We start from the raw sequence: 22,454 nt of genomic DNA, 5'->3' as shown, positions 1-22,454 counted from the left end.
ATCTTCGGACATGGGCACGCCTCCCGGCGAATACTACACGGAAGAGCGGTGGAACAACTGGCTCGACAGGCTTCGAGAGGAAGACGTCGATCCAGAGAGCGACGACGCCGCGCGACTGTTTTTCAACTTGCTCGACGACGCGACGATCGCCATCGCGAAGATCGTCACCGACTACCAAGACGGTGAACTCGAAGACGCCGATGCAGCCGTCGAGGAACTCGCCCGAATCCGGGAGATCGTTCTCTCGGAAGTCGAGATCGACGACGAGGAGAAGCTGACGCTCGTCGACGGGATTCAGACGTCGCTCGTCTGTGCGTTCTATACGGCGGAGGAGTTCATCATCGGCGGTCCGGCGGCGGAAGGGACGGTCGAAGAACACCTCCGCGCCGCCGCCGCGGCCGAAGACGAGGACGACCTCGACACCGCGTTGGCGCACTGCGTGCAGGCCGGAACGCTCATCGTCGACGGCGAGGAACTCGGGATGGACGTCGCCGAGGAGATCGAGTACGGGCTCGTCGCCGATTGGATCAACGGCCTCGATTCGCTGGGACGCGCACTCGCCGATCCGGAAGTCGTCGAAGAAGACGAATAGTGCGTACGTTTTTATCCGGGACGACCGTTGATCGGCCATGGAATTCGGGGCCGACGAGCGTGCACAGTCCGTCCTCGTCGGTTCGATCCTGCTGTTTGCGATCTTGATCGTCGCGTTTTCGACGTACCAGGCGTTCGTCGTGCCGGATCAGAACGCCGAGGTGGAGTTTTCCCACAGCCAGCAGGTCGAAAACGAGTTCTCGGAGCTTCGAAGCAACGTCATCAACGCCGTCGAGAGCGGCGACGAACGCTCGACGAGCGTCACACTGGGGACGCAGTATCCGGCTCGACTGCTCGCGTTGAATCCGCCGGCCCCAGCCGGAACGATCTCGACGACCGAACCCAGTACCGTCGAAGTCGATGGCGTCGACATGGCGAACGTGTGCGGCGTCGACGAATCCGGTGAGACGACGACCCGATCGTTGGTGTACGAACCGGGATACAACGAGTATCCGAACGCCGAATCGACCGTCTACGAACATACGTTCGTCACGACGACGTTTCGAAACGGCGAGTCGGTCCCGAGGACGCAGCGGCTGATCCGGGACGATCGAATCGACTTGCTGGTGCTGACCGGCGATGTCTCGGTGAGTCGGACGACCGCGTACGGGGTCGATATCAACGCCTCACACCGGCACAGTTACCGGACAATCGAGGATCCGGTCGTGAGGCTGCCGAGTCAGTTCACCGCGGACACGTGGGAGGCTCGGATTCTCGAGGGGCGTGATGACGTACTCGGTGTCGAAGGTGCTGGGGAAGATCGGGTCGAGATCGAACTCGACGGATCGTTCGAAGTGACGTGTGCTGTGGTCGGGCTGAACAGCGACCCGGCGTTTCAGCCGCCGACAAAGGCCGAGAACGGTGGGGCGAATAGCGAAGAGGGTGGTAGCGGGACCTCGCCGGCGACGTTCGACTCCCTCGAAGGCGAAGTAACCGAAACACGCGGTGGGGGGACCGAAGCAGCCGAAGTCACGTTCTCGTACACCCTCTCTTCGGACGCTTCAAGCGTTGAGTTCGAAGTCGAGGACGGACTCGGAAGCAACAACGTGCAAACCGGACCCACCGATGGCGGGACGGGTCACGATGTTCGGATCGATACACGGACGTCCGGAGAACCGGAAGACGACTACCCGTTGGCGCTAACTGCGGAAACCGATAGCGGGGCGTGTTACACTGCGATAATCGCTCAAGCAGATGAGACTCCGACGCTGTCGGATGGCGATTGGATGGAATGTAGCTAACGGGGAGAACACAACTATTCGTCAAATGTCGAACTCACCACCGACAATAACTTATATCGAGACGTAGAGTATCCGATATGACAAGCGTAGGAATCGACGCCGTCGAAATCCACACGGGGAAACTCAGGCTCGATCTCGCGGAGACGTTCGCACCGGAGATGGGGGACGCGCCCGAAAAGTACACCAAGGGACTCGGTCTGTACGCCAGTTCGTTCCCGGACACCTACGAGGACATCGTCACGATGGGCGCGAACGCCGCCCACCGATTACTGAAGCGAAAAGGATTGAAACCAGACGACATCGGCCGGATCGACGTGGCGACCGAGTCGGCGTTCGACCACTCCAAGCCCGTCTCGACGTACATCGCGGGCTGTCTGGAACAGGTCTTCGAGGGGGACTTCCACCACGCGAACAAAGGCGAGCGGAAGTTCGCCTGCGTGGCGGGCACCCAGAGCATCGACGACGCCTACAACTGGATCAAGGCGGGGCGGAATCGCGGGCGCGCGGCGCTCGTCATCGCGACGGACACGGCGCTGTACGCGCGCGACGATCCCGGCGAGGCGACGCAGGGGGCGGGGGCGGTCGCGATGTTGATCGATGAGGAGCCGAACCTCGTCGAACTGTCGACCGAACAGGGCTACGGCTCGGCCGACGAGACGGACTTCTTGAAACCACAACAGCAGTTCCCGAGCGTCGACGGCAAGCGCTCTGTGAACGTCTACCTGGCGCGGATGCGCGAGGCACTCATCGACTACGAGCGCGTCGGTGGGAAGATACACCCCGACGACTTCCGACTGGGCCCGTTCCACACCCCGTTCCCGGGGATGGTTCGGAAGGCGGCCGTCCTCGCGTACCGCCACATCACCCGGGATACGGAGATCGAGGAGGAACTCGCCGAAGAGATCGGTCGCCAGCCGCGATCGGAAGCGTTCGACTCCGACGAGGCGTATCTGGAGGCGATCTCGGAATACACGGACGCGCTGAAAGGGACCGACCGCTACCAAGCGTGGTACAACCGGACGATCGATCCGACGCTGACGCTCTCGCGTCACGTTGGGAACTGGTACACCGGATCGGTACACGTCGCCCGTGTTTCGGGGCTGAAAGCGCTCGCGGAGGCCGGCGAGGACGCGACCGGAGAGCGGCTGCTCGTCGGCTCGTACGGCTCGGGTGCGCAGGCCGAAATTCACGTCGAGACGGTTCAAGAGAACTGGCGCGAGGAGATCGAGGCACTCGACATCGACGACAGACTCGAATCGCGGTACGAACTCACCTTCGAGGAGTACGAGGACGTCCACGACGCCCACAACTACGACGAGGAGTCCGCTGTCGAGGAATTCACCGTTCCCGAATCCGAGTTCGCCTTCGACGGGTGGGGACGGATGGGCGAGCGAAAATACCGGTACGTCGAGTAACGTTTTAATCTGCGCTCGAGGGGATCTCTGCGTCGGTGTCGGCGGGTGACCCTCCGAATTCGGACCGCATCGTCGCGCTCGGATCGAGCGCGATGAGTCCGACCCCGACTTTCGTCACAGAATCGAGATACGCAATCGGTGTAGCTTCGACAGTCAGCGTCAACAGCCCGAATCCAGCAGACCCGAGCACCCGAACTAACGGGTAGACCGACCAGAGAATGATCGTCGGATTCCGGAGGCGAACGTACAGCGTTGGGGTGCCATCCGAACGTGGTGCCGCTGTGGCGGTCGCCGGACCGATGAAAAAGTCGCTACTGTTCAGCCGCTTCGGGGGATTCGACCATCGCGAGCACGTCGTCGAAGAAACCGAGCGTATCGTGAGGACCGGGATTCGCCTCGGGGTGGTACTGGCGGGTGATGACATCCAGTTCGTCGCTTTCGAGCCCTTCGGGGGTATCGTCGTTAACGTTGATCTGTGTGACGTCGAGATTGCCGGGTTCGGAAACCGTGTAGCCGTGATTTTGAGTCGTCATGACGACTCGATCGGATCGGAGGTCGCGAACGGGCTGGTTGACACCGCGGTGCCCGAACTCCATCTTTTGTGTCTCGCCACCGAGAGCGTTTGCGATGACCTGCTGGCCGAGACAGATACCGGCCAACGGGACCTCGCCGACGAACTCCTCGACGAGCGCCGCCGCCGCCTCGAAATTCTCTGGGTCGCCGGGGCCATTCGAGATGAAGAGGATATCGGGATCGACCGAGTCGATATCCGCGACGGTCGCATCGTATGGAAGTTTCTCGACGACGGCATCGCGTTCGACGAGCGAGCTGGCGATCGAGCCCTTCGCGCCACAATCGAGCAGGGCGACCGTCGGGCCAACACCGTCGGGATTGTACGTGACCTGCTCCTCGACTGAGACCTGCGAGCCAATGTCCGTATGTTCGCTCATTCCCTTACATGCCTCGAGTTCGGCCTCGGCCTCGGCGGCCGTTGCGTCGGGGCCGGCGGCAATCCCACAGCGCATCGCACCCTGCTCTCGAATGCCGGTGACGAGATCTCTAGTGTCGAGTTCGTCCACGGCAGGGACATCCTCGGATCGGAGCCACTCGGCGACGTCTTCGGTGAGTTCCCTCGCGACGACACCACGGGGGTGAACTCGATTCGACTCGAATCGGTCCTCTCGAACTCCGTAGTTTCCGATCAGTGGGTACGAGAAGGTGAGGATCTGTTCCTCGTAGCTTGGGTCCGTGAGCGATTCCTCGTAGCCGGTGTAGGCGGTAGTGAAGACGAGTTCACCGCGGGTACGGCCAGGGGAGCGCGAACGTGCTTCGATAATCTGACCGTTCTCCAGCGCCACGTAGGCCTGCGTCATTACGAGATGCGTATGACTCACCCGCAATTAACGCTTGTGTTCGAAGGATCACTACGAAATTCGTAATCTGTAAGTGAGATCGGCAAGAACGCACACATCTCGATGGACAACCTCGATCGTCAGATCCTCGCGATCCTCCGTCGCGATTCGCGAACGCCCTACACCGAGATCGCCGACCGGGTCGGTACTTCCGAGGGGACGGTCCGCAATCGCGTCGAACAGCTCCTCGAATCGGGCGTCATAGAGCGATTTACCGTCGCAACCCGGACGGGGAACGTCAAGGCGATGATCGAGATCGGGGTCGCGGTCGATGTCGATACCGGAACGATATCCGAGCGGATGGCCGACTGGACGGAAGTCGATTTCGTCTGGCAGGTCTCCGGGGAAGAAGACGTGGTCGTCGTCGTCGACACGACCGATACGGGAACGCTCAACGACCTGATAACCCGTGCTCGGGAATTAGACGAAGTCGTCTCGACGAAAACGCGGCTCATCCTCGACGAGAAACGCGGGTAAAAAGCCCGGGCGAGTCGAAGACTCCATAACGTCGTCGTGCGTCTGCTCCGGTATGAGTACGGACGACAGCGATCCCTCCGGTTCGAGATCGAATTCCGAAGAGCTTTCGAGCCACAAGAACGCCGGACAGGACGTAATCGCCGTCGACGGCGACGACAGTCCCGAGGAACTCGTCAACCGGATTGACGCCCACACGGGGGGCGGAATCCGACATCGCGCGTTCACCGCGCTCGTCTTCGATGACGAAGGTAACATCCTCCTCGCACAGCGCGCCCCAGGAAAGCGGCTGTGGGACACGTATTGGGACGGTACGGTCGCATCCCATCCGGTCGAGGGACAGACACAACTGGAGGCCACCGAAGAGCGTCTCGAAGAGGAGCTCGGCGTCACGCCGGATCAGTACGACGACCTCCAAGTGACGGACAAATTCGAGTACAAACGCTACTACCTGAACGACGGGCTCGAGTGGGAGATCTGCTCGGTATTGCAGTGTACGCTGGACGATCGGACGCTCGACCCGGACGAAGAGGAGGTTGCGGGCGTGATGTGGGTGCCCTACGAGCGCCTCCATCGGAACCCGCGGTGGTATCGGCAACTCCGGCTCTGCCCGTGGTTCGAGATCGCGATGCGGCGTGACTTCGGGGACGGTTGAGGCGAATAGTATTCTCTTCGTGAATATTTGTGACTAAATACAACACACTTGAAACCAATTTGCGGAGAAAGATTTAGGTATGTCACACAAATAATCACATACGACGACGATGAACAATAAGAGGGTCCGGAGAGCGGTACTCCTGTATCTGACCGGACAGTTGACGGAAGCCGAGGCCGCAAAGCGGGCGGAAATCCCGCGGTCCAGACTCCGCCACTACGCCCGGACCTCCGGCGCAATCGCCCCCTCACCGATCGAGCCCACGGACGGCTCACACGCGACCTGATCGATCGAGCAACCGAGCGAGTTCGTCGGCGCTTTCGGCCTCGAAAGTTCGAACGGTTCTGACTATTCGTTCGCGTCGCTCCCGTCCGTAGACGGCTTCCGAAAGCACGTGAAATTTATCCGCAACGGTCCCCCACGACGCTGGCGTGGCGGGGTGTCCGTTGAAGTGGTCGAGACGCACCTCGGCGGTGGATTCGTCCCTGTACTCGACGGAAACGCGGACCGGAGCAGTTCCGCGCTCCGCCTGTTCTGTCAATCTCCCGTCGGCCGTAACGGTAACGGCATCGAGAACCGGCCGGATATCTTCGCGTGTGGCCCGATGGACGAAGAGCTCTCGGTCGACGAGTGCGGCCGCGATCCGTTCGGGATCGACGGCCGGTTCAGCATCGTCGACTGTCTCTACTGTTACCGCGTCGATGTCAGCCGGATCGAGGGGATCTCGGTCCGCGAGTTCGATCGCTGCGCCGATCGCTGACTGCTCGTAGGGACTCGCATCGTAGGGAAGGATAGCGGCGTCCCGAACGCGCTCACAGCCCGGGTCGAAATCCAAGTCGAACGGACCGACGAGGTCGTGCCAGCCGTTTTTCGCCATCATGCTGTCGGCGGCATCGACGCCACCGTCGGCGAGCAGACAGGCGTAAGTCGCTTCGAGCGCGGCGGTCCCCGTCGCGATCGGGACGAATGCGTCGTCACCAACGCCGAGCGTCACACGACTCGCGGCGTTCCCGAGGGCGCTCGAGAGTTCGAAAACGTCGAGCCCCGTGATCCGTCCCACCCCTGCTGTTGCGGCGACGGCCGTATGCGTGGCCGGATGCAGTTCGTCGAGGGGCGCGCGCCACGCTAACTCGCCGTGGAGTTCGAGCGCGGCCGCGAGGCCGGCGATCGTCTCCTCACCGGTCGCCCCGCGATCGTCAGCAACGGCGAGAACGGCCGCGATCGAACCGGCCGCAGGTGCCGGCGTCGGGGACAGAAACGTAGGGGCGTTTCCGGCGGCGACCGAGGCGGCATTGGCCATCGCGGTGCGAGGCGCAGACACGGTTAGGTCGGTACCCCACACCCGACTGCGGCCGGCGGAACCCCGATCGGTCGCAATGCCCCGGCGAACGGCGTCGACGGACGCGTCGTCCCGGTGGTGAAGGCCGACGGCGAGGGCGTCGAGAAGTCGCCGCTTTGTCGCCTCACGAACGGCATCCGGGAGCCGGTCGTACTCCGTCCCGACCACGAACTCGGCGATGTCCCGGGTCGACATCATACCACGTATCACATCGGGATCGCAAAAAAGCGTTCCGCGGACCGTTCGACCGAAAGCGGGTTCGCATCGCTCAAGGCCGGGTCGTCGCCCATACCGCGAGTAGCCCGAGAACGATCGCGGGGATCATCGGCAACACGAGGTACGTGTCCCAAAACGAGAGACCAACGTTCGATGGGGCGTGTGGATACAGGTAGATCAACCCGGGGACGAGTAGGAACGCGACGAAGATCGCACCGACGAGCGACCAACCGCGCCAATCGAACGTTCGGTCGACGGCCTCGGGATGGACGATCGGGGAGTCGTCGTCGGGAAGGGACACATCACGGTCGGTGCCGTCGCTCATGCCCACAGACGGAGACCGTTTCGCGTCGATCGATCTTGGTGCATCACTCGTAGTCGCTGGGGTCGTACTCGTCGTCGGGGACGACGACGACGGAGCCGAACCCCTCGCGGGATTCGAGCATCTCGTGGGCCCGCTGAGCGTCGCTCATCGGCAGGACCTCCCGGACGTGCGGTTCGAACGTACCGTCGAACACCTTCGCCATCACGTCGTCCATCTCGCCCGGCGTCCCCATCGTCGAACCGAGGATATCGAGCTGCTTCCAGAACACTTTCGGGATGTTCGTCTCGGGGGAGACACCCGACGTCGCCCCGCAGGTGACGACTGATCCGCCGTGGGCGGCCGCGCTCAGCGAATCGTCCCACGTCGCCGCGCCGATGTGATCGACGACGACGTCGACGCCGCGGCCGTCGGTCAGTTCCTTGATTGCGTCGGCGAACGACTCCTCCTCGTAGTTGATCAGGTGGTCGGCTCCGCACGCTCGCGCGTGCTCGAGCTTATCGTCCGAGGACGCCGTCGCGAACACTTCACAACCCTCGTTGGCGGCGATCTGGACGCAAGCGTGACCGACGCCGCCTGAGGCACCCAACACCAGAACACTGTCCGATTGGTCGATTCCGACGCGTGTCCGCAGCATACGCCAGGCGGTCTGGAAGCCGAGCGGTGCAGCCGCGGCCGTCACGAAGTCGACGCCCTCGGGGAGATCGAGGAGGTTGTCCTGATGGACGGCGGCGAACTCGCTGTGGACGCCGCGGACGTGCTCTCCCGTGATCTTGTAATCCACGCAGAGCGACTGTTCGCCCTTCCGACAGAACTCGCACTCACCGCAGTACAGTCCCGGATCGACGACGACGCGATCGCCTGGTTCGAACCGAGTGACCCGATCGCCGACCTCGCTGACGACGCCCGCGCCGTCGCTACCGGGGATGTGCGGCAATTCCTCGGGACTGGGCATCCCCTTGCGGGTCCAGACGTCGAGGTGGTTCAGCCCGCCGGCTTTGATTTCGACGAGGACTTCTTCGGGATCGATTTCCGGATCCGGGAAGTCACCGTACTGGAGTACGTCCGCCGAACCGTGCTCTTCGTAGAATATCGCCTTCATGTTCGCGAGTGTGTTCCGAGGGTGCAAAACACTAGCGAAGTCAGTCATCCATCATTGCCTTATCCCAGCCTCCGAGCGGAGACCAGCCGCGGAGGTCGAGGCGAATCGAACCGGTCTTTTTTCGCCCTCCGCCTCCGTGAGACCAGTATGGATGAACCGATGAACACGGCGGATGCGACGATGGGCGAAGACGGAGCCAACGGGCGGAATCAACACCACCACGACGGCGGGGGCGACGAGCACGGTCACGACCATCCCGGCCACCACCACCACGACATCCATGACCTCGGCATTGCGATCGTGACAGTCTCGTCGAGTCGCGGGCTCGACGAGGACGCCGCGGGCGATGCCATTGCCGAGGCGGTGACGCACGCCGGGCACACGGTCACGGTTCGAGAGCTGATAAACGACGACGCAGACACGGTGCAGAACATCGTCAACCGACTCGTCAACAGAGGAGACACCGACTGCGTGGTCACGACCGGTGGGACCGGCGTCACGCCTGACGACGTAACCGTCGAGGCGACGGAACCGCTCTTCGACAAACGGCTACCCGGGTTCGGCGAACTGTTCCGGAGTCTCTCTCGCGAAGAGATCGGGACGCGCGTCGTCGGCACGCGCGCGACGGCCGGGATCGCCGATGGCGTACCGGTGTTCTGTTTGCCGGGAAGCGAGAGTGCGGCACGTCTGGGAGTCGAATCGATCGTCGTCGAGGAAGCGCCCCACTTGGCCGGTCTGGCGCGACGCGAGGAAGCCGAAGAGTAGCTCGAGGTCAGGGCAACGGACAGAGGCTAGCGGTCAACAGCGCCCGCTCGTCGCGTTCGTTCCGTGCACCGTGTTCGATGCCCCGGGGATTGTGGATGACGGCGGGCGCACGAATCGTCTCCTCAGTCTCACCTCGGGTAACGATCACCTCACCCTCCAGCAGGTGAAAGACGTTCTCGCAGTCGTCATGGACGTGTGGGTCGAAGGCCCCGCCGGGACCGAGCGCGAACAGTTTCACGAGTACGTCGTCCTCAACGACGAGCTCGGCGGTCTCGACGGTTCCGGCAGCGGGGTTGATATCGGGGAGTTCGTTCAGCGTCATAGGCTCTCTTCGAGGCAGACCTAGTTAATTCTTGCAGAAGCGTGAGCCGTGCGGACGATTCGCGAGACCTACCCTCCGCTCGGAGCGGCCCGATCCCGGAAAGGTTATATGTACGGCTACGCTGTGATTACAAGATGGCAACCGGAACGGTTGATTTCTTCAACGACACTGGCGGATACGGCTTTATTGACACTGAGGACGCGGACGAGGACGTCTTCTTCCACATGGAGGATGTCGGCGGCCCGGACCTCGAAGAAGGACAGGAAGTCGAGTTCGACATCGAGGAGGCCGACAAAGGCCCCCGCGCGACGAACCTGACCCGCCTGTAAGGCCGACGACTCGTATCGCTTTCGACCACTTTATTTTACGCCCGTAGGGCCGACGCTACCGAATGTGAGAGCGGTAGGAGGAGACGGGAGTCTGGAAGTGTGACCCCGAGATGATTTAGGCGACGAGTCGACGGACGTGATCCTCGAATCGGTCCGGAACGACGGCTCGAAGCGCCTCGAGTGACGTCTCCCCGTCGTGGTTGACGAGATAACACCGACCGAGCGCGTCGTCGTAGACGCCCTGAAAGTCGTAGACGAAGCCTACGACGGTCGTGGTGTCGGGAACCGAGTCCGCCCTTTTCAGAAACTCGACCTGTCGGTCGACGTTGTACTCGACGAGTTGATCGATCAACCCGACCGTCCCATCGTCGGTGATCCGGTCGTCGTCGAGACCGGCCTCGACTATCGGTAGTAGCGACTCGACGCGTTTTTCGATCCCCGCAGGAAGCGGCGTCGACTCGTCCGACCGGGCCCGTTCGAGTGTGGCGGTGACGGCACCACAGCCGGTGTGTCCCACGACGGCAGCTAGGGTCGTTTCGGTAAACCGAATGGGATACAGGACGTCCCCGCTGACGACGTCCTCCCCGTCGAAGCGGTCACGAACCTGATTGCCGATGTTGCCGGCGGTAAAGAGCCAACCCGGTTCGTCGACGTCCCACATCCCCTCCTGTGAGACGCGCGAGTCGGAGCAGCAAACGGAGACGACCGCCGGCATCTGTCCGGACTGAACGGCGTCGAAATACCCCTTTTGGAGCGAGTCAACGTGGCTATCGTTTCGTTTGAGAAGATCCACGAGCGTCGTTTCGGCCATACGTACGCCTCATGGTCCGAAACTAAAATCGTAGCCATCTCGGGACGAACGGAGGGAACTGACCCATCGCGCGCGACCCGGCGGCGCGATCAAAGGTCGAGTTCGATCTCGACGTCCTCGTAGAGTTCGTCGAAGTCCAACTCGCGGTCGCGCGCCTCGACCGCCTGTTCGATCTCGTACTGACGACGCTGTGCTCGCTTCATCCGACCTTTTCGTTCGCGCCCACGCTTCGTGTCAGGCATAACTATGTCACACTATACCATGATAATATATAGTCTTTGTCACCGCCGAGGTGTGGCCGACGATCGCGGACTGTGTGCTATCGGGCCGGCGGCTGCCCGGGCAGTTCGTCCCGATCGTGTGGGGCTCCGAACGCCGGATCGGGGCCCATCGGCACGATCCGCTTCGGACTCACGTCCGGATGGGTCATGTAATAGTGCTGTTTTATGTGGTCCATCTTCGTCGTCTCGCCGAATCCCGGCGTCGTGTAGAGGTCCCGCAGATACGGCCACAGATGGTCGTACTCGCGGATGAGGCTGTGATTGCACATGAAGTGGGTGTGATAGACCTCGTCGAACCGGACGAGCGTCGTGTACATCGCGACATCGGCCTCCGTGAGTCGGTCGCCGACGAGGTAACGTTGCGTTTCGAGCACCGAATCCCAGTGATCGAGGGCGTCGAACAGTTCCGCGACGGCGTCGTCGTACGCATCCTGTGTGTCGGCGAACCCCGTTCGATAGACCCCGTTGTTGATCGGTTCGTAGATCCGATCGAGCGTCTCGTCGATCTCATCGCGCAGCTCCTCGGGAGCGAGGTCGATACCGTTGTCCATCTCGGTGAAGGCGGTCGTCAGGTTCCGCATCACTTCGCGGGATTCGTTGTTGACGATCGTCCCCTCGGCCGTGTCCCACAACACCGGCACGGTCACGCGCCCGGTGTAGTTCGGATCGGCCTCGACGTAGGCCTCCCGGAGGTAGGCGAAGCCGTTGATCGAGTCCGCGGTGCACCCGTCTTTTCCCGGTGTGAACTGCCACCCGCCCTCGGCGCGGAACGGATCGACGACGTCGACGGAGATGACATCCTCCAGTCCGAGCAGTTTTCGCGTGATGAGCGTCCGGTGAGCCCACGGACACGCGTAGCTCACGTAGAGGTGATACCGGCCGGTCTCGACATCGTCGGGGGCGACCCGATCGCGGAACGACGTCGGCTGTCGCTGAAACGACCCGTCCTCGTCGGTCGCCTCGTACTTGCTCAGCCATTCGCCGTCGATGAACTGATGCATACCCACGAATACTCGTCGACGACGGATAGTGTTCGGGGCGAATACGTGCTTTTGCCGAGATCGGGGGCAGCGATTAGTCGAGTCGGTGCGTACTTCACCAGCATGAAGGTGATCACTGAGAGCAGAATCGACGTCGTGGACGTGACGCAACGAGTCGCCGAGGGGCTCCCGAATATCGACGGCGGCGTCTGTACGGTGTTCGTCGAGCACACGACGGCGGCGGTCTCGATCAACGAGGCCGAACCGCGCCTGTTGGACGACATCGAAACGTTCGTTTCGGGACTGTCGGCCCCGGAGGGGTGGAAACACGACGCCCTCGACGACAACGCCGATTCGCACCTCAGATCGTCGCTGATCGGCCGAAGCGTCTGCGTTCCGGTTCGCGACGGGAAACTGGCGTTGGGAACGTGGCAGTCGATCCTGCTGATCGAGTTCGACGGGCCGCGGACGCGGTCGCTGTCCGTGATGGCGACGCCGAGTGTCGAGTGAACCGCCTCGGGGGCACGTGCTTCGAGGGACCGGCGATCTCTCGTCATCCGGGAAGACGGCGCCGTCCGATGATCCCGAGGCGCTCGCCTTGCTAATCTGTAGCGGACTCCGCGGGAGAAGTCGCTGCTCCGCGCCGGCAGTAGCCTTTTTTGCCACTCCCGTGTTATATCGGAGAATGGACACGAGCACACAGCTGTACGACTACGAAGCGACGGGGTGGAAACGCGGGCTCTACGACGATATCAAGCACACGTTCCGGGCACCGATCGTCAACTGGATCTTCCGGACGACGATGGCGAACCACCCCGAGTTCGTCAGACACATGTGGGGACAGATCAAGCCGGCGTTCGAGACCAGACAGTTCGGCCGCGTCTCGATCGAGTATCGCGATGCCGTGTTGAGCGCCGTCGAGTCCGAACGCGACCTCCCGGTCTATCGTCGCGAGGACGTCGACGTTTCGCCCGCCGAATACGCCGAACTCCGCCGCCAGTTGGCGACGTTCGACGTGGTGGCACCGCGGCTCGCTGTGCTTTTCGAACTCGTCGATCGGGCGCTGTCGGGCCAACCGGTCGGGACGGCGCCGGTGGATACTCCACTCGCGACCGAACCGTTGGAGCCGTCGCTGGATCGAGACCGAGGGGCACCGCCGACGCTGGCGGCCTTCGACGACCCACCCGCCGGTCTCGCGGAGACGGTCGAGTCGATCCAGTCGTTTCACGGGATCGACGAGGGGTTGCCGAGCGTTCACCGATGTCTGGCGCAGTGGCCGGGCTATCTCGAACGGTCGTGGGGCGACATCGATCCGGCGCTTCGCGACGATGCGTTCGCCGATGGCTGTTCCGATGCCCGCGAAATCGTCGAAGGGTACGTGGAATCGCTCCCGTACGAGCCACAGCTCGGGACGGACGTTCTTAGCTCGCGCGGGCTCGACGAGGACGCGATCGAAGACCTCACAGCGCTGTTCAGGGAGTTCAACCTCGGCGCGATCGAGACGGTCGTCCCGTCGATTCACGTCTTCGCCGACACCCTGCGCGTCGTCGGTGAGCGGGACGTACGATAACGCCCGGCGCGTTCGCGGGGCACTGAGACGATTTACGCAGGATCGATCCGTTCGAGGAACGGCCGACGTTCGACCACCTGCAGTGTGTTTACCACTTCACCGACGGGCCGATCGGATTCGATAACGCGTAGCACGCCCTCGATCGTGAGCGTCCGGTCGGTTACCTCGGTCAGCTCCGTCCTGACGAGCACCGAACGACCGACCGGAACGGCGCGGCGATGTCTCACTTCGGCGCTCGTTCCGGCGACGCCGCATCCGTCGGGAAGCGTTCCGCGCAGCGATTCGCGACCGAGAAACTCGACTTCCGCGAGAAGCTGTGGCGTACCGAGTACCCGCATCGATTCGTCGGGATCGGCATCCGCCGCGGCGGGCAGTCCGGGCGGCCGTTCCTGCGTTCCAAAGAGGTTCGTCGTGTGGCGAGGCTCGACTCGAAACGTCCGTTCGGCGGTGATCCCGGGGGCCGGAAGAGCATCCATGTACGCACACGGGCGGAGTGGACTAATAGAAATTGTCGTCAATCTCGTGAAACGTACCCCTGCGGACCGAGAATCACGGACAGGTTGAGGTACCATGCGGCCGTACGTGTGCGCATGTACGATCAGATCCTGTTTCCGACCGACGGGAGTGGAGGGGCTGCGGCCGCGCTCGATCACGCGATCGACCACGCGAAGACGTACGACGCAACGCTACACGTACTCTACGTCGTCGAGGAGACGTATCCGGTCGTCGAGGCGGGGCCAGCGGACGTGTTGGGCGCTCTCAGGGAGGAGGGAGAGCGCATTCTCGAGGAAGCTCGGTCGAAGGCGTTGGAGGCAGGCGTCGAGTCGATTCAGGGGACGGTCGCTGGAGGCTCGCCGTACAGACAGATACTGCAGTACGTCGACGAACACGACATCGGACTGATCGTGATGGGCACACACGGACGGCGGGGGATCGATAGATACCTCCTCGGCAGCGTGGCGGAGAAAATCGTTCGATCCGCGGAGTGTCCCGTGTTGACAGTACGTGCCGACGAGGAGTGAGGGGAACGAGGCGGTCGTTCGTCGGTTTAGAACTCGCATAACAAAATGGAATCCCCTGCTATGCAGGGACATGTTCTCGCGATGTTTCAATAGGGCACTGGGGAGACGGGCGCATTTGGAGGCCGCAGCGCGATGACCGCGACGGAGCGGACCCTCATCGAAAACGGACGTGTCGTTACGCCCGACCGCGTCATCGAGGGAGGGTACCTCGTCATCTCGGGAACGCGGATCGAAGCCGTCGGGAGGTCGCCGACCCCCCAGGAAGTATCGTCGGTCACGAGACGGATCGACGCCAACGGTAGGATCGTCATGCCGGGGTTGATCGACTTACACGGCGATGATATCGAACAGCAACGCCAGCCTCGAGTCGAGGCGCAGGTCGATCCATCGACCGCGTTGGTCACGACCGATCGGATCAACCTGTCCAACGGTGTGACGACGAAGTTTCACGCGATCGCGTTCGAGGACAATCCGACCGAGAACAGGAGCTTCGAGGGCGCCAGCGAGATCTGCAACGAGATTTCGAACGCCGAATACACGCTCGGCGATCAACGCGTCCACGCACGCTGTGAGCTCACACCCGAAAGCGTGTCCGCGGTTGAGCGACTGACGGATGAGCTCCCGGTCGATCTCGTGTCGGTGATGCACCACGCCCCCGGCGACGGACAGTTCGACGAGGAGGGGTTCAAACGGCATTACACGGCGAACCGAAACTGTTCGACCGACGAGATCGAAACGTTCGCCGCAAAGCGACGCTCAACGTCGCAGACCGTCCTCAAGAGCCAGATCCATCGAGTGGCGGAGCTCGCACGCGACCGGAACGTCCCGTTGGCGTCCCACGACGACGAAGCGCCCGCGACCGTCGACACGATGGCGGATCTCGGCGTGTCGATAAGCGAGTACCCGATAACTCTGGGAGCCGCGATACGGGCGACCGACCGCGGGCTCACCACGGTGATGGGTGCACCGAACCTGGTCCGCGGCGAGAGTCTGTGGGGGAATTTGGGGGTTCGAGACGCGATCGACCACGAGGTTGTGGACGTGCTGTGTAGCGACTATCATCCACCGTCGCTGCTCGCGGCACCGTTCGTCGAGACGGGCGAACCCCTGGTCGACCGCATCCGGCGCGTGACCGCCGCGCCGGCCGTCGCGGCTGGGCTCGCGGATCGTGGGCGAGTGGTGGCTGGGAACCGTGCGGACGTGATCATCGTCGATCCGCACCCGATGCCGACGGTCGGGCGCGTCTTCGTCGAGGGTCGGGACGTGTTCCGAGCCGGCTGAATCGGGCCGATCGAGACTTCACCGGTGAATATCGAGGGCGGCGAAACTCGGCGTGACGCGCGCACGTCGCTCGTTTCATCGCGGAAGACGCGAAACAACGGCGGAGCAACGCATTAACAGTTCTCACAAGAGTTATTCGATATCCCAATGATAAGGAGGTAATCAATGAGTGACGAAGTCGAAGCCTCACCCGTACTGGGAGGGAACACCTACGCTGGATCGGAGAACACCGAGGGTGGAGGGATCGTCCGGGCACAGTACGAGTGGTCTTCGACGGATCCCACGACGGCAGTTATCGAAACGGTTTCTGCCGCCGCCGATCGCGAAGCGACCGAGCTCGAACCCCTTTACGATGCCATCGATCCGGACGCACTGAACGCGCTCGTCCGATCAGAGGTACCGACCGACCACGACGCCACGGTGGAAATATCATTCCGCTTCGCCGAGCGGCGGGTGACCGTTCACAACACGGGCGAGATCGAGGTCCGATCGACGCCCGCTCGCGAGTAAGGCCACCATTCCGGCGGGACGTATTTTCGTTTTCCGATCCTAAACCCCGGTACAGCGGGGAGTATCCAGAGACGCGGTCTGATCGATCGACGACGACGAGTATACGAATACGAACGGACAGTCCGTTAACGAGCGGGCGACGACGGCTGTGCCGTATCGTTGTCCCTCCCGGCGCGGGCGAAGAGCGCCACGGAGGTAGCCGACACCTAACAAAGCGGCTGTCTTGAGAACGTGTATCCGTTATCGCGCACGATCGGGCAAACTCCGAAACGATGGACACCGAATCAACGACACTCCCCCAGGACACGGCGTTCGACCTTCTGAGCAACGGCCGACGGCGCTTGCTCCTGCAGCGGTTGCAGGGCACCGACGGCGTCGAACTCGGAGAGTTAGCGACCGAGCTCGCGGCGATCGAGAACGATGTCCCTCCCGAAGAACTCTCCGCGCAACAGCGCAAGCGAACGTACGTCTCGCTCTATCAGACGCACGTTCCGAAACTGGAAAACGCCGGGGTGGTCACCTTCGACTCCGAATCCGGAATCGTCGGTCCAACGGACCGCGTTGACGAGCTCGTCAAGTACTTCAACACCGAAACGTCCGACGTCGCCTGGGATCGGCTGTACCTCGTTGTCGGCGTTGTGGGACTGCTCGTCTACGTGTCCGCGAGCCTGCTCGGAAATCAGATCGTGCGTCCGCTCTACGTCGGAATCGCGGTTCTGGTGGGCGTCGTCGTCGTGAGCCTCTTCCACCGGCGCTATGAGAACGGTTCCGAATCGACGGAAGCGTCGATTTCACAGTAAGTCGTCGAACGGAGAGCGATGGATCGGGCCCGGGCTTTACAGTACATTTATATTTATTCGTATGGAATGTATGAGTGGCACCTCCGTACTCGCCTGTCAGCCTGTGTGCCAGCACCTGCGGGCGTGCTTCGGAGGGCCCTTTCCAAACGAAGATCGACGCGTACTACCAAACGTCGAGCGGGCGTTCCGCTCGGGGCGAACGGGACGACCCATTAACAAGCGTATACTATTGAGTGAGATCCGAGTAGAGACATCGATGACATATCGTGTTGCGATAGTGGGGACCGGAGCGAATCCCGAAAAGCGGGATCGCGATGGATACGCGATGGCGTACCGGCACGCGGGGGGGTACGAACGACTCGATTCGTGTTCGCTCGTGGCGTGTGCAGACATCGTTCGGGAGAACGCCGAAGCGTTCGCGAAACACTACGACCTCGACGGCGTCTACGAGGATCACGAGGAGATGCTCTCGGAGGTGGAACCGGACATCGTCAGTATCTGCGTTCCGCCGGCGGTGCATGCCGAACTGGTGATCGACTGTGCGAAGGCACCGAGCGTCGAGGCCGTCCACTGTGAGAAGCCCATGGCCACCACGTGGGAGGACTGCCGGCGGATGGTCGAGGTCTGCGAACAAGAGGACGTCCAGTTGACCATCGACCACCAGCGTCGGTTCTCAAAGCCCGTCCAACGAGCGAAAGCGCTCTTGGACGCGGGAGAAATCGGTGAGCTTCGGCGCGTCGAGTGGTCCGAGGTGAACCTCTTCGACGCCGGCGCGCATCTGTTCGATCTCTGTGATCTGTTCACCGACGGCGAGCGCGTGGAGTGGGTCCTCTCGGGGATCGATTACGCGCGTGAGAACCGATGGTTCGGGGCGATCAACGAGACGCGGGCAATCTCGCAGTGGAGATACGCGGACGGAACGATGGGGTTCGCCTCGACCGCCGAGGAGGGTCCGACGCTCGTCGATGCGTACCTCCGACTCGTCGGTACCGACGGTGAGATCGAGATTCAACCCGACGACGGACCGCCGCTGCGGTTGCGAACCGACGGCGGCTGGAAGGCTATCGATACGGACAACGAGACGGTGTACAGCTATTCGCCGGACATCAAGACAGCGGCGGTGAAGAAACTGGTCGGCGTCCTCCCGATCGAGATCGAGCGGTTTTCCGATCCGCCGACGCACTACGAGCGGGCGATCGAACACCTCGTCTCGTCGCTCTCTTCGGGGGATGAGCCGATCATATCCGGTCGGTCCGTACTGCGGGGGACCGAACTCGTCTTCGCAAGCTGGCAATCGGTTCGCCAGCGCGGCCGGGCACACCTCCCGCTTGACATCGACGATAACCCCCTCGAGGCCATGAACGACCAGGGGGTGTTGGGATCGTCCCCGACGTGGGCGACCGAGGAACCCGACGCGACGGAGGAGGAGGAACTGCCGGCCGATTGAGTCCGTACGGGGGACGTGGGAGCGTCCAAGGAGTCATCCGCGGCTCGAGTGATCGGGCGGAAACGTGTGCGAAAAATAGACGATTTGGGTCCAGTAAGCCGGCATTACCGCGATAATCGTAATATATCGAGACAGTCACGAATCCCGAAAAATGTAATAATCGCAACACTTATTCCAGTTAGTAACTGATTACCGACCGCATGGCACACAGGCGGACACAGGAGGCGAGTGCGGAAACAAGCGACCCGGAGCGAACGTCGGGAGGTGGCGGCGGTAGTCTACCCTTACCGCGCCGGCGATACCTCCAGTTCGGGGTCGGGACGCTCGCGACGCTCGTTGGCGCCGCGGGACGGGCCGCCTCGCGATCCTCACCGAAACCGAGAAGCGATAGGACCGAACGATATCTGCTCATACGTGGAGGGGAAACGATATCGAGATACGAACTCACGGTCGACGGCGAACTCGAACCTGGAGCGGGGGCGAGCGAGGACGCGACCGCTCGTATCTCCGGACGCAGCGCCGAAGGCGTCGTGAGAAACGAGAACAGACGATACCGATTCAGCGGTGACATTCGCGACGTGGCGGTCGACGGCGATGCGGGCATCTACGTCGCAACCGATCGGATCGACCCTTCGAACGGTGATATCGAACACCTCCGACGGGACGTACCGGATTTCGAAGGCCGACCTCGCTGAGAACCGATCGCAGGCCGCCGATCGTTCCGAAAGCGGACTCATCCGAGAGCAGCGCGAACCGATAGTCTCGACATAACTATCGGTCGGTCACGACAGATTCGAGCACGAATGTGGCCCTGGGAACACGTCCTCTTCGCGTACGTCTTTTTTTCGTTGTACATGCACGTACGGCATCGAGCCCCTCCGGAACACCTTCCGACAGTCCTGCTCGCGTTCGGATCTCTCTTCCCGGACGTCGTCGATAAGCCGCTTGCATGGCAGTACGGGCTGTTCGAAACCGGGTGGGGGGTCGCCCACTCCGTGTTCATCGCGGCCGCGGTATCGTTGCTTGGATACGCGGTGACGAGACGAGCAGGATTCGGACGGATCGGCATCGGCTTCGGCTTCGGATACCTCCTGCATCTCGTCGGGGACGTGATTCCGGCCTCCGTCTCCCGGGGGCGACTGTATCTGGATCCGATTTTGTGGCCGTTCGGAAACCCAACTACCAGCTCGGATCCCGGTTCGTTTCTCGACGGCGTCAGCACGCTTCTCTTCGAATATGCGACCCAGCTACTCGCGCTCGAAATCACCCCCATCCTCGTTCTCCAACTCGGCTCGGTCGCAGTCGGCAGCGCGCTGTGGATCTACGACGGTTTACCAGGAGCCCGTCCGATCTTCGTGTGGGTTCATAGAGCGGTCTTTCGGGGCCGTTCGACGTGATCGGTAGAATCCACCGGGGGTAAGATTAATCCGATACAGTATCCCCACCGACAATCTCGATCCCCAGCTGTATCGTACTCGCTGGATCGAACGCGGTGTCGTCCTCGAATACCAGCCACTCAGCGTCGGTCTCACGGGCGGCCGCGACCGCCCCCGCGAGATCGACGATCCCCTCACCCGGCGAGGCAGAAACGTATGCTTTCGGGAAGCGGCTGGAGACGGCGACGTCCGATATGTGGACCGACGCCAACCGGTCCCCAACCAGTTCGAAGACGGATCGTGGATCGTATCCCGCGGCGACGACCCACCCCACATCGATCTCGAAGGTGAGGGCATCCGGCGTCCGTTCGAGGAGGCGTCCGAAGCCGGTTCGACTCGCGAGGTCGGACCCGTGACGTCCCGAAAGGCGTCCGATCGCCGTCGCCGCTCGATGCCACCCGTCCAGCGGCAGCGGCACAGCGGTAATCGACGACGGAACGAATCGGTCGAGTGGCGGGGTGAACGAGTGACGGGCGTTGTGGTAGGTAAACTCGATATCGTCCGTTTCGAAGCGGTCGACGAGCGTCGTGAGCCGGTCCACCAGCGCGTCGGTTCGATCGGTCGTTCGAAAGTGTCCCGACCCGACGTGCGGAACGACGACTCGACGACAGCCCGCGATTCGACACCGGTCGACGATCGCCTCGGGGTTCCGTTCGATCCGCCCGAGGTCGACGTGGGCCGCGACCGGGACGATCCCAGTCTCGTCGAGGGCCGATCGAACGGCGTGGGGGTCCGCGTCGAGAAACCGGCCGGCGAATTCGACGCCTTCGTAGCCCGCGGCTGCGACGCGCCGGATCGTCTCGGGAAGCGGGTCGGCGTCCGTTCTGAGAGAGTGCATCTGGATGGCCGGGCGGGGCGGTTTCGACTGTGCAGTCGCCGATATAGACTCCGAGATCATTACCACAGATGAACCGAGCACGACCTTGGTAATGGACGGCTTATCGATCAGAATTCCGCTCGTAGGGGGCGATCCTGCGTTCGCCATGCGGGGAGCGGATCACGAGCGATCGAGCGCGAGACGGTACACCTCGGTCAGTCGCGCGGCGGCGGTCTCCCAGTCCTGCTCGACCGCGTGTTCGTAGTTCGATCGGGCGATCGATTCGAGATCGAGGTGTTCTCTGGCCCGGTCCAATGCCGTTTTGAGCCCATCCGGATCGTCCGGATCGTACAGGAAGTTTCCGCTCGGGAGCGTCTCGGGGAGACAGCCGATCGCCGGCGCGACCACTGGCGTCCCGTAGGAGAGCCCGAGGTGAGCCGACCCCGAGTTGAGGATGTTCCGGTACGGCAACGCGAGGACGTCAGCCGCGTTCATGTAGTACTGAACCCGATTGTCGGGGACGAACTCGAAGACCGTCTCGATGTCTTCGATGCCGAACGAGAGCGCTTCGAGTTCCCGTTGTAGTTCGTCCGTGTGCGGATTGCCGACGATCCAAAGCTCCGTGTCGGGCGCATCGAGTTCGACGAACGCCTCGATGAGTTCGGGAATGCCCTTGTACTCGCGGACCAATCCGAAAAAGAGACACACGAACGCGTCGTTGGGGATCGACAGCTCCGCTCTGGCGGTCTCTCTGGAAACCTCGTTTTCGTACGCCGGGATGAAGTTTCCGTCCGGGACGACGGCGAAATCAGCCGAGTCAGCGAACGTGTACATCGACGAGAGCATCTCGATTGCGGCGTGACATTTGACCGACACGGCGTCAGCAACGAAAAAGAGGAGTTCGTTGACGACCCGTTCGGTCCGACGGTACTTCTCCTCGTGGTGGCGTTCGTTGTGGACGGTCCAGACGACCGCGATCGGAAGCAAAGAGACGACGATGAGATCGAGAAGCATCGTTGCGGCGCGCAGCATCGTCGCAACTCGATCGATCTGTTCGTTTCCGGTGAGGCCGATGGTGTAGTAATCGTAGACCCAATCGAGTTGCATCACGTCAGCATCCCCGTGTCGGATCGCGGTCCGGGTCAACGGGAACAACAGCGGGAGTTCGGGCGTTCGAACGTCGACACCGAGATCACGGAGGGCGCCGATCGACAGCGACATGTACGGGTTCTCCGGATACCGATCGCCGTCCATGAGGAGCACGGTGAGATCGTCCGAGCGGCTCATCGGTTCTCAGCGGTAGTGATCGGGTGGGG

The 22,454-nt window shown here is 62.3% G+C and carries 29 protein-coding genes; 17 read left to right on the top strand and 12 right to left on the bottom strand.

All coding sequences use genetic code 11. The annotated features are described in order from the left end of the window. The first annotated feature begins 10 nt into the window (after window positions 1-10). The 3 genes from R6U53_RS11350 (at window position 11) to hmgB (ending at window position 3,247) form a co-directional block, all read left to right on the top strand. Complete coding sequence (locus R6U53_RS11350) at window positions 11-592, top strand: DUF2150 family protein (protein WP_410322477.1); 582 nt, start codon at window positions 11-13, stop codon at window positions 590-592. A 37-nt stretch (window positions 593-629) separates the two neighbouring features. Further along, a complete protein-coding gene (locus tag R6U53_RS11345; protein WP_410322476.1) occupies window positions 630-1,832 on the top strand; it encodes a hypothetical protein in 1,203 nt (400 codons plus the stop codon). 77 nt (window positions 1,833-1,909) lie between these two features. After that, window positions 1,910-3,247, top strand: a complete 1,338-nt coding sequence (gene hmgB, locus R6U53_RS11340; protein WP_410322475.1) for a hydroxymethylglutaryl-CoA synthase — start codon at window positions 1,910-1,912, stop codon at window positions 3,245-3,247. Window positions 3,248-3,251: 4 nt separating this feature from the next. Here hmgB and R6U53_RS11335 read toward each other — a convergent pair whose 3' ends face one another. Continuing rightward, window positions 3,252-3,671 carry a bacteriorhodopsin gene (locus R6U53_RS11335; protein WP_410322474.1) on the bottom strand — a complete coding sequence of 140 codons (420 nt, stop codon included), beginning with the start codon at window positions 3,669-3,671 and terminating at the stop codon, window positions 3,252-3,254. Beyond that, entirely contained in the window at window positions 3,559-4,620 is a 1,062-nt protein-coding gene (gene carA / locus R6U53_RS11330) for a glutamine-hydrolyzing carbamoyl-phosphate synthase small subunit (protein WP_410322473.1), read from the bottom strand. Before carA ends, R6U53_RS11335 begins: the two co-directional genes overlap by 113 nt. A 102-nt stretch (window positions 4,621-4,722) precedes the next feature. Here carA and R6U53_RS11325 point away from each other — a divergent pair, with 102 nt between their 5' ends. The 3 genes from R6U53_RS11325 (at window position 4,723) to R6U53_RS11315 (ending at window position 6,074) form a co-directional block, all read left to right on the top strand. After that, window positions 4,723-5,136 carry an Lrp/AsnC family transcriptional regulator gene (locus R6U53_RS11325; protein ID WP_410322472.1) on the top strand — a complete coding sequence of 138 codons (414 nt, stop codon included), beginning with the start codon at window positions 4,723-4,725 and terminating at the stop codon, window positions 5,134-5,136. Between the two features lie 52 nt (window positions 5,137-5,188). Beyond that, on the top strand, window positions 5,189-5,788 hold the full coding sequence (locus tag R6U53_RS11320; protein WP_410322471.1) for an NUDIX hydrolase: 600 nt from the start codon (window positions 5,189-5,191) through the stop codon (window positions 5,786-5,788). A gap of 109 nt (window positions 5,789-5,897) precedes the next feature. Next, the gene (locus tag R6U53_RS11315; protein WP_410322470.1) at window positions 5,898-6,074 is read left to right on the top strand and encodes a hypothetical protein; all 177 of its coding nucleotides are present in this window, start codon (window positions 5,898-5,900) and stop codon (window positions 6,072-6,074) included. On the opposite strand, the gene R6U53_RS11310 is transcribed toward R6U53_RS11315, so the two are convergent. The 3 genes from R6U53_RS11310 to R6U53_RS11300 form a co-directional block, all read right to left on the bottom strand. After that, on the bottom strand, window positions 6,060-7,325 hold the full coding sequence (locus tag R6U53_RS11310) for an MmgE/PrpD family protein (protein WP_410322469.1): 1,266 nt from the start codon (window positions 7,323-7,325) through the stop codon (window positions 6,060-6,062). The genes R6U53_RS11315 and R6U53_RS11310 overlap by 15 nt on opposite strands. A gap of 70 nt (window positions 7,326-7,395) precedes the next feature. After that, window positions 7,396-7,668, bottom strand: coding sequence for a hypothetical protein (locus R6U53_RS11305; protein ID WP_410322468.1), 273 nt, complete (start codon window positions 7,666-7,668; stop codon window positions 7,396-7,398). A gap of 43 nt (window positions 7,669-7,711) precedes the next feature. Further along, the gene (locus R6U53_RS11300; protein ID WP_410322467.1) at window positions 7,712-8,767 is read right to left on the bottom strand and encodes a zinc-binding dehydrogenase; all 1,056 of its coding nucleotides are present in this window, start codon (window positions 8,765-8,767) and stop codon (window positions 7,712-7,714) included. 159 nt (window positions 8,768-8,926) lie between these two features. On the opposite strand from R6U53_RS11300, the gene R6U53_RS11295 reads away from it, so the two are divergent. Next, window positions 8,927-9,532, top strand: a complete 606-nt coding sequence (locus tag R6U53_RS11295) for a molybdenum cofactor biosynthesis protein B (protein ID WP_410322527.1) — start codon at window positions 8,927-8,929, stop codon at window positions 9,530-9,532. Window positions 9,533-9,539: 7 nt separating this feature from the next. Here the strand turns inward: R6U53_RS11295 and R6U53_RS11290 are convergent, their stop codons facing one another. Then, complete coding sequence (locus R6U53_RS11290) at window positions 9,540-9,854, bottom strand: cupin domain-containing protein (protein WP_410322466.1); 315 nt, start codon at window positions 9,852-9,854, stop codon at window positions 9,540-9,542. A gap of 134 nt (window positions 9,855-9,988) precedes the next feature. Here R6U53_RS11290 and R6U53_RS11285 point away from each other — a divergent pair, with 134 nt between their 5' ends. Next, window positions 9,989-10,183 carry a cold-shock protein gene (locus tag R6U53_RS11285; RefSeq protein ID WP_015408520.1) on the top strand — a complete coding sequence of 65 codons (195 nt, stop codon included), beginning with the start codon at window positions 9,989-9,991 and terminating at the stop codon, window positions 10,181-10,183. 115 nt (window positions 10,184-10,298) lie between these two features. On the opposite strand, the gene R6U53_RS11280 is transcribed toward R6U53_RS11285, so the two are convergent. The 3 genes from R6U53_RS11280 to R6U53_RS11270 all read right to left on the bottom strand — a co-directional run bounded on the left by R6U53_RS11280 (window position 10,299) and on the right by R6U53_RS11270 (window position 12,276). Then, complete coding sequence (locus tag R6U53_RS11280) at window positions 10,299-10,994, bottom strand: carbonic anhydrase (protein ID WP_410322465.1); 696 nt, start codon at window positions 10,992-10,994, stop codon at window positions 10,299-10,301. A gap of 89 nt (window positions 10,995-11,083) precedes the next feature. Then, window positions 11,084-11,236, bottom strand: a complete 153-nt coding sequence (locus tag R6U53_RS11275) for a hypothetical protein (protein ID WP_410322464.1) — start codon at window positions 11,234-11,236, stop codon at window positions 11,084-11,086. Window positions 11,237-11,313: 77 nt separating this feature from the next. Further along, window positions 11,314-12,276, bottom strand: a complete 963-nt coding sequence (locus R6U53_RS11270) for a glutathione S-transferase family protein (RefSeq protein ID WP_410322463.1) — start codon at window positions 12,274-12,276, stop codon at window positions 11,314-11,316. A gap of 102 nt (window positions 12,277-12,378) precedes the next feature. Between R6U53_RS11270 and R6U53_RS11265 the strand changes: the two genes are divergently transcribed. Together R6U53_RS11265 and R6U53_RS11260 are read left to right on the top strand one after the other, a co-directional pair. Next, a complete protein-coding gene (locus tag R6U53_RS11265; RefSeq protein ID WP_410322462.1) occupies window positions 12,379-12,765 on the top strand; it encodes a secondary thiamine-phosphate synthase enzyme YjbQ in 387 nt (128 codons plus the stop codon). Between the two features lie 175 nt (window positions 12,766-12,940). After that, entirely contained in the window at window positions 12,941-13,825 is an 885-nt protein-coding gene (locus tag R6U53_RS11260; protein ID WP_410322461.1) for a halocarboxylic acid dehydrogenase DehI family protein, read from the top strand. A 32-nt stretch (window positions 13,826-13,857) separates the two neighbouring features. Here R6U53_RS11260 and R6U53_RS11255 read toward each other — a convergent pair whose 3' ends face one another. Further along, window positions 13,858-14,301 (bottom strand): thioesterase family protein, encoded by a 444-nt coding sequence (locus tag R6U53_RS11255; RefSeq protein WP_410322460.1) that lies wholly within the window; start codon window positions 14,299-14,301, stop codon window positions 13,858-13,860. A 114-nt stretch (window positions 14,302-14,415) separates the two neighbouring features. Here R6U53_RS11255 and R6U53_RS11250 point away from each other — a divergent pair, with 114 nt between their 5' ends. The 7 genes from R6U53_RS11250 (at window position 14,416) to R6U53_RS11220 (ending at window position 20,282) form a co-directional block, all read left to right on the top strand. After that, on the top strand, window positions 14,416-14,847 hold the full coding sequence (locus R6U53_RS11250; RefSeq protein ID WP_410322459.1) for a universal stress protein: 432 nt from the start codon (window positions 14,416-14,418) through the stop codon (window positions 14,845-14,847). A gap of 132 nt (window positions 14,848-14,979) precedes the next feature. Beyond that, a complete protein-coding gene (locus tag R6U53_RS11245) occupies window positions 14,980-16,128 on the top strand; it encodes an alpha-D-ribose 1-methylphosphonate 5-triphosphate diphosphatase (protein WP_410322458.1) in 1,149 nt (382 codons plus the stop codon). 165 nt (window positions 16,129-16,293) lie between these two features. Further along, window positions 16,294-16,638, top strand: coding sequence for a HalOD1 output domain-containing protein (locus tag R6U53_RS11240; RefSeq protein ID WP_410322457.1), 345 nt, complete (start codon window positions 16,294-16,296; stop codon window positions 16,636-16,638). Between the two features lie 272 nt (window positions 16,639-16,910). Next, on the top strand, window positions 16,911-17,438 hold the full coding sequence (locus tag R6U53_RS11235; protein WP_410322456.1) for a hypothetical protein: 528 nt from the start codon (window positions 16,911-16,913) through the stop codon (window positions 17,436-17,438). A 256-nt stretch (window positions 17,439-17,694) separates the two neighbouring features. After that, entirely contained in the window at window positions 17,695-18,885 is a 1,191-nt protein-coding gene (locus R6U53_RS11230; RefSeq protein ID WP_410322455.1) for a Gfo/Idh/MocA family protein, read from the top strand. 200 nt (window positions 18,886-19,085) lie between these two features. Then, window positions 19,086-19,580: a hypothetical protein gene (locus tag R6U53_RS11225; RefSeq protein ID WP_410322454.1), complete on the top strand. Its 495-nt coding sequence runs from the start codon at window positions 19,086-19,088 to the stop codon at window positions 19,578-19,580. Between the two features lie 108 nt (window positions 19,581-19,688). Next, entirely contained in the window at window positions 19,689-20,282 is a 594-nt protein-coding gene (locus R6U53_RS11220) for a metal-dependent hydrolase (protein ID WP_410322453.1), read from the top strand. 25 nt (window positions 20,283-20,307) lie between these two features. Here R6U53_RS11220 and R6U53_RS11215 read toward each other — a convergent pair whose 3' ends face one another. Next, window positions 20,308-21,159 (bottom strand): sugar phosphate isomerase/epimerase family protein, encoded by an 852-nt coding sequence (locus tag R6U53_RS11215; RefSeq protein WP_410322452.1) that lies wholly within the window; start codon window positions 21,157-21,159, stop codon window positions 20,308-20,310. Between the two features lie 159 nt (window positions 21,160-21,318). After that, on the bottom strand, window positions 21,319-22,425 hold the full coding sequence (locus R6U53_RS11210) for a glycosyltransferase (RefSeq protein ID WP_410322451.1): 1,107 nt from the start codon (window positions 22,423-22,425) through the stop codon (window positions 21,319-21,321). Window positions 22,426-22,454: the final 29 nt, after the last annotated feature.

Origin of the sequence: Natronomonas sp. (assembly GCF_046483325.1) — an archaeon.
Lineage (GTDB): Archaea > Halobacteriota > Halobacteria > Halobacteriales > Haloarculaceae > Natronomonas.
Note: the sequence above shows the minus strand (reverse complement) of the source record. Positions and strands in the feature narration are given on the sequence as shown.

Excerpts from the sequence above, each read along its gene's own strand:
- R6U53_RS11350 (WP_410322477.1), top strand. The coding sequence starts at position 11 with ATGGGCACGCCTCCCGGCGAATACTACACGGAAGAGCGGTGGAACAAC.
- R6U53_RS11345 (WP_410322476.1), top strand. The coding sequence starts at position 630 with ATGGAATTCGGGGCCGACGAGCGTGCACAGTCCGTCCTCGTCGGTTCG.
- hmgB (WP_410322475.1), top strand. The coding sequence starts at position 1,910 with ATGACAAGCGTAGGAATCGACGCCGTCGAAATCCACACGGGGAAACTC.
- R6U53_RS11335 (WP_410322474.1), bottom strand. The coding sequence starts at position 3,671 with ATGTCATCACCCGCCAGTACCACCCCGAGGCGAATCCCGGTCCTCACG.
- carA (WP_410322473.1), bottom strand. The coding sequence starts at position 4,620 with ATGACGCAGGCCTACGTGGCGCTGGAGAACGGTCAGATTATCGAAGCA.
- R6U53_RS11325 (WP_410322472.1), top strand. The coding sequence starts at position 4,723 with ATGGACAACCTCGATCGTCAGATCCTCGCGATCCTCCGTCGCGATTCG.
- R6U53_RS11320 (WP_410322471.1), top strand. The coding sequence starts at position 5,189 with ATGAGTACGGACGACAGCGATCCCTCCGGTTCGAGATCGAATTCCGAA.
- R6U53_RS11315 (WP_410322470.1), top strand. The coding sequence starts at position 5,898 with ATGAACAATAAGAGGGTCCGGAGAGCGGTACTCCTGTATCTGACCGGA.
- R6U53_RS11310 (WP_410322469.1), bottom strand. The coding sequence starts at position 7,325 with ATGATGTCGACCCGGGACATCGCCGAGTTCGTGGTCGGGACGGAGTAC.
- R6U53_RS11305 (WP_410322468.1), bottom strand. The coding sequence starts at position 7,668 with ATGAGCGACGGCACCGACCGTGATGTGTCCCTTCCCGACGACGACTCC.
- R6U53_RS11300 (WP_410322467.1), bottom strand. The coding sequence starts at position 8,767 with ATGAAGGCGATATTCTACGAAGAGCACGGTTCGGCGGACGTACTCCAG.
- R6U53_RS11295 (WP_410322527.1), top strand. The coding sequence starts at position 8,927 with ATGAACACGGCGGATGCGACGATGGGCGAAGACGGAGCCAACGGGCGG.
- R6U53_RS11290 (WP_410322466.1), bottom strand. The coding sequence starts at position 9,854 with ATGACGCTGAACGAACTCCCCGATATCAACCCCGCTGCCGGAACCGTC.
- R6U53_RS11285 (WP_015408520.1), top strand. The coding sequence starts at position 9,989 with ATGGCAACCGGAACGGTTGATTTCTTCAACGACACTGGCGGATACGGC.
- R6U53_RS11280 (WP_410322465.1), bottom strand. The coding sequence starts at position 10,994 with ATGGCCGAAACGACGCTCGTGGATCTTCTCAAACGAAACGATAGCCAC.
- R6U53_RS11275 (WP_410322464.1), bottom strand. The coding sequence starts at position 11,236 with ATGCCTGACACGAAGCGTGGGCGCGAACGAAAAGGTCGGATGAAGCGA.
- R6U53_RS11270 (WP_410322463.1), bottom strand. The coding sequence starts at position 12,276 with ATGCATCAGTTCATCGACGGCGAATGGCTGAGCAAGTACGAGGCGACC.
- R6U53_RS11265 (WP_410322462.1), top strand. The coding sequence starts at position 12,379 with ATGAAGGTGATCACTGAGAGCAGAATCGACGTCGTGGACGTGACGCAA.
- R6U53_RS11260 (WP_410322461.1), top strand. The coding sequence starts at position 12,941 with ATGGACACGAGCACACAGCTGTACGACTACGAAGCGACGGGGTGGAAA.
- R6U53_RS11255 (WP_410322460.1), bottom strand. The coding sequence starts at position 14,301 with ATGGATGCTCTTCCGGCCCCCGGGATCACCGCCGAACGGACGTTTCGA.
- R6U53_RS11250 (WP_410322459.1), top strand. The coding sequence starts at position 14,416 with ATGTACGATCAGATCCTGTTTCCGACCGACGGGAGTGGAGGGGCTGCG.
- R6U53_RS11245 (WP_410322458.1), top strand. The coding sequence starts at position 14,980 with ATGACCGCGACGGAGCGGACCCTCATCGAAAACGGACGTGTCGTTACG.
- R6U53_RS11240 (WP_410322457.1), top strand. The coding sequence starts at position 16,294 with ATGAGTGACGAAGTCGAAGCCTCACCCGTACTGGGAGGGAACACCTAC.
- R6U53_RS11235 (WP_410322456.1), top strand. The coding sequence starts at position 16,911 with ATGGACACCGAATCAACGACACTCCCCCAGGACACGGCGTTCGACCTT.
- R6U53_RS11230 (WP_410322455.1), top strand. The coding sequence starts at position 17,695 with ATGACATATCGTGTTGCGATAGTGGGGACCGGAGCGAATCCCGAAAAG.
- R6U53_RS11225 (WP_410322454.1), top strand. The coding sequence starts at position 19,086 with ATGGCACACAGGCGGACACAGGAGGCGAGTGCGGAAACAAGCGACCCG.
- R6U53_RS11220 (WP_410322453.1), top strand. The coding sequence starts at position 19,689 with ATGTGGCCCTGGGAACACGTCCTCTTCGCGTACGTCTTTTTTTCGTTG.
- R6U53_RS11215 (WP_410322452.1), bottom strand. The coding sequence starts at position 21,159 with ATGCACTCTCTCAGAACGGACGCCGACCCGCTTCCCGAGACGATCCGG.
- R6U53_RS11210 (WP_410322451.1), bottom strand. The coding sequence starts at position 22,425 with ATGAGCCGCTCGGACGATCTCACCGTGCTCCTCATGGACGGCGATCGG.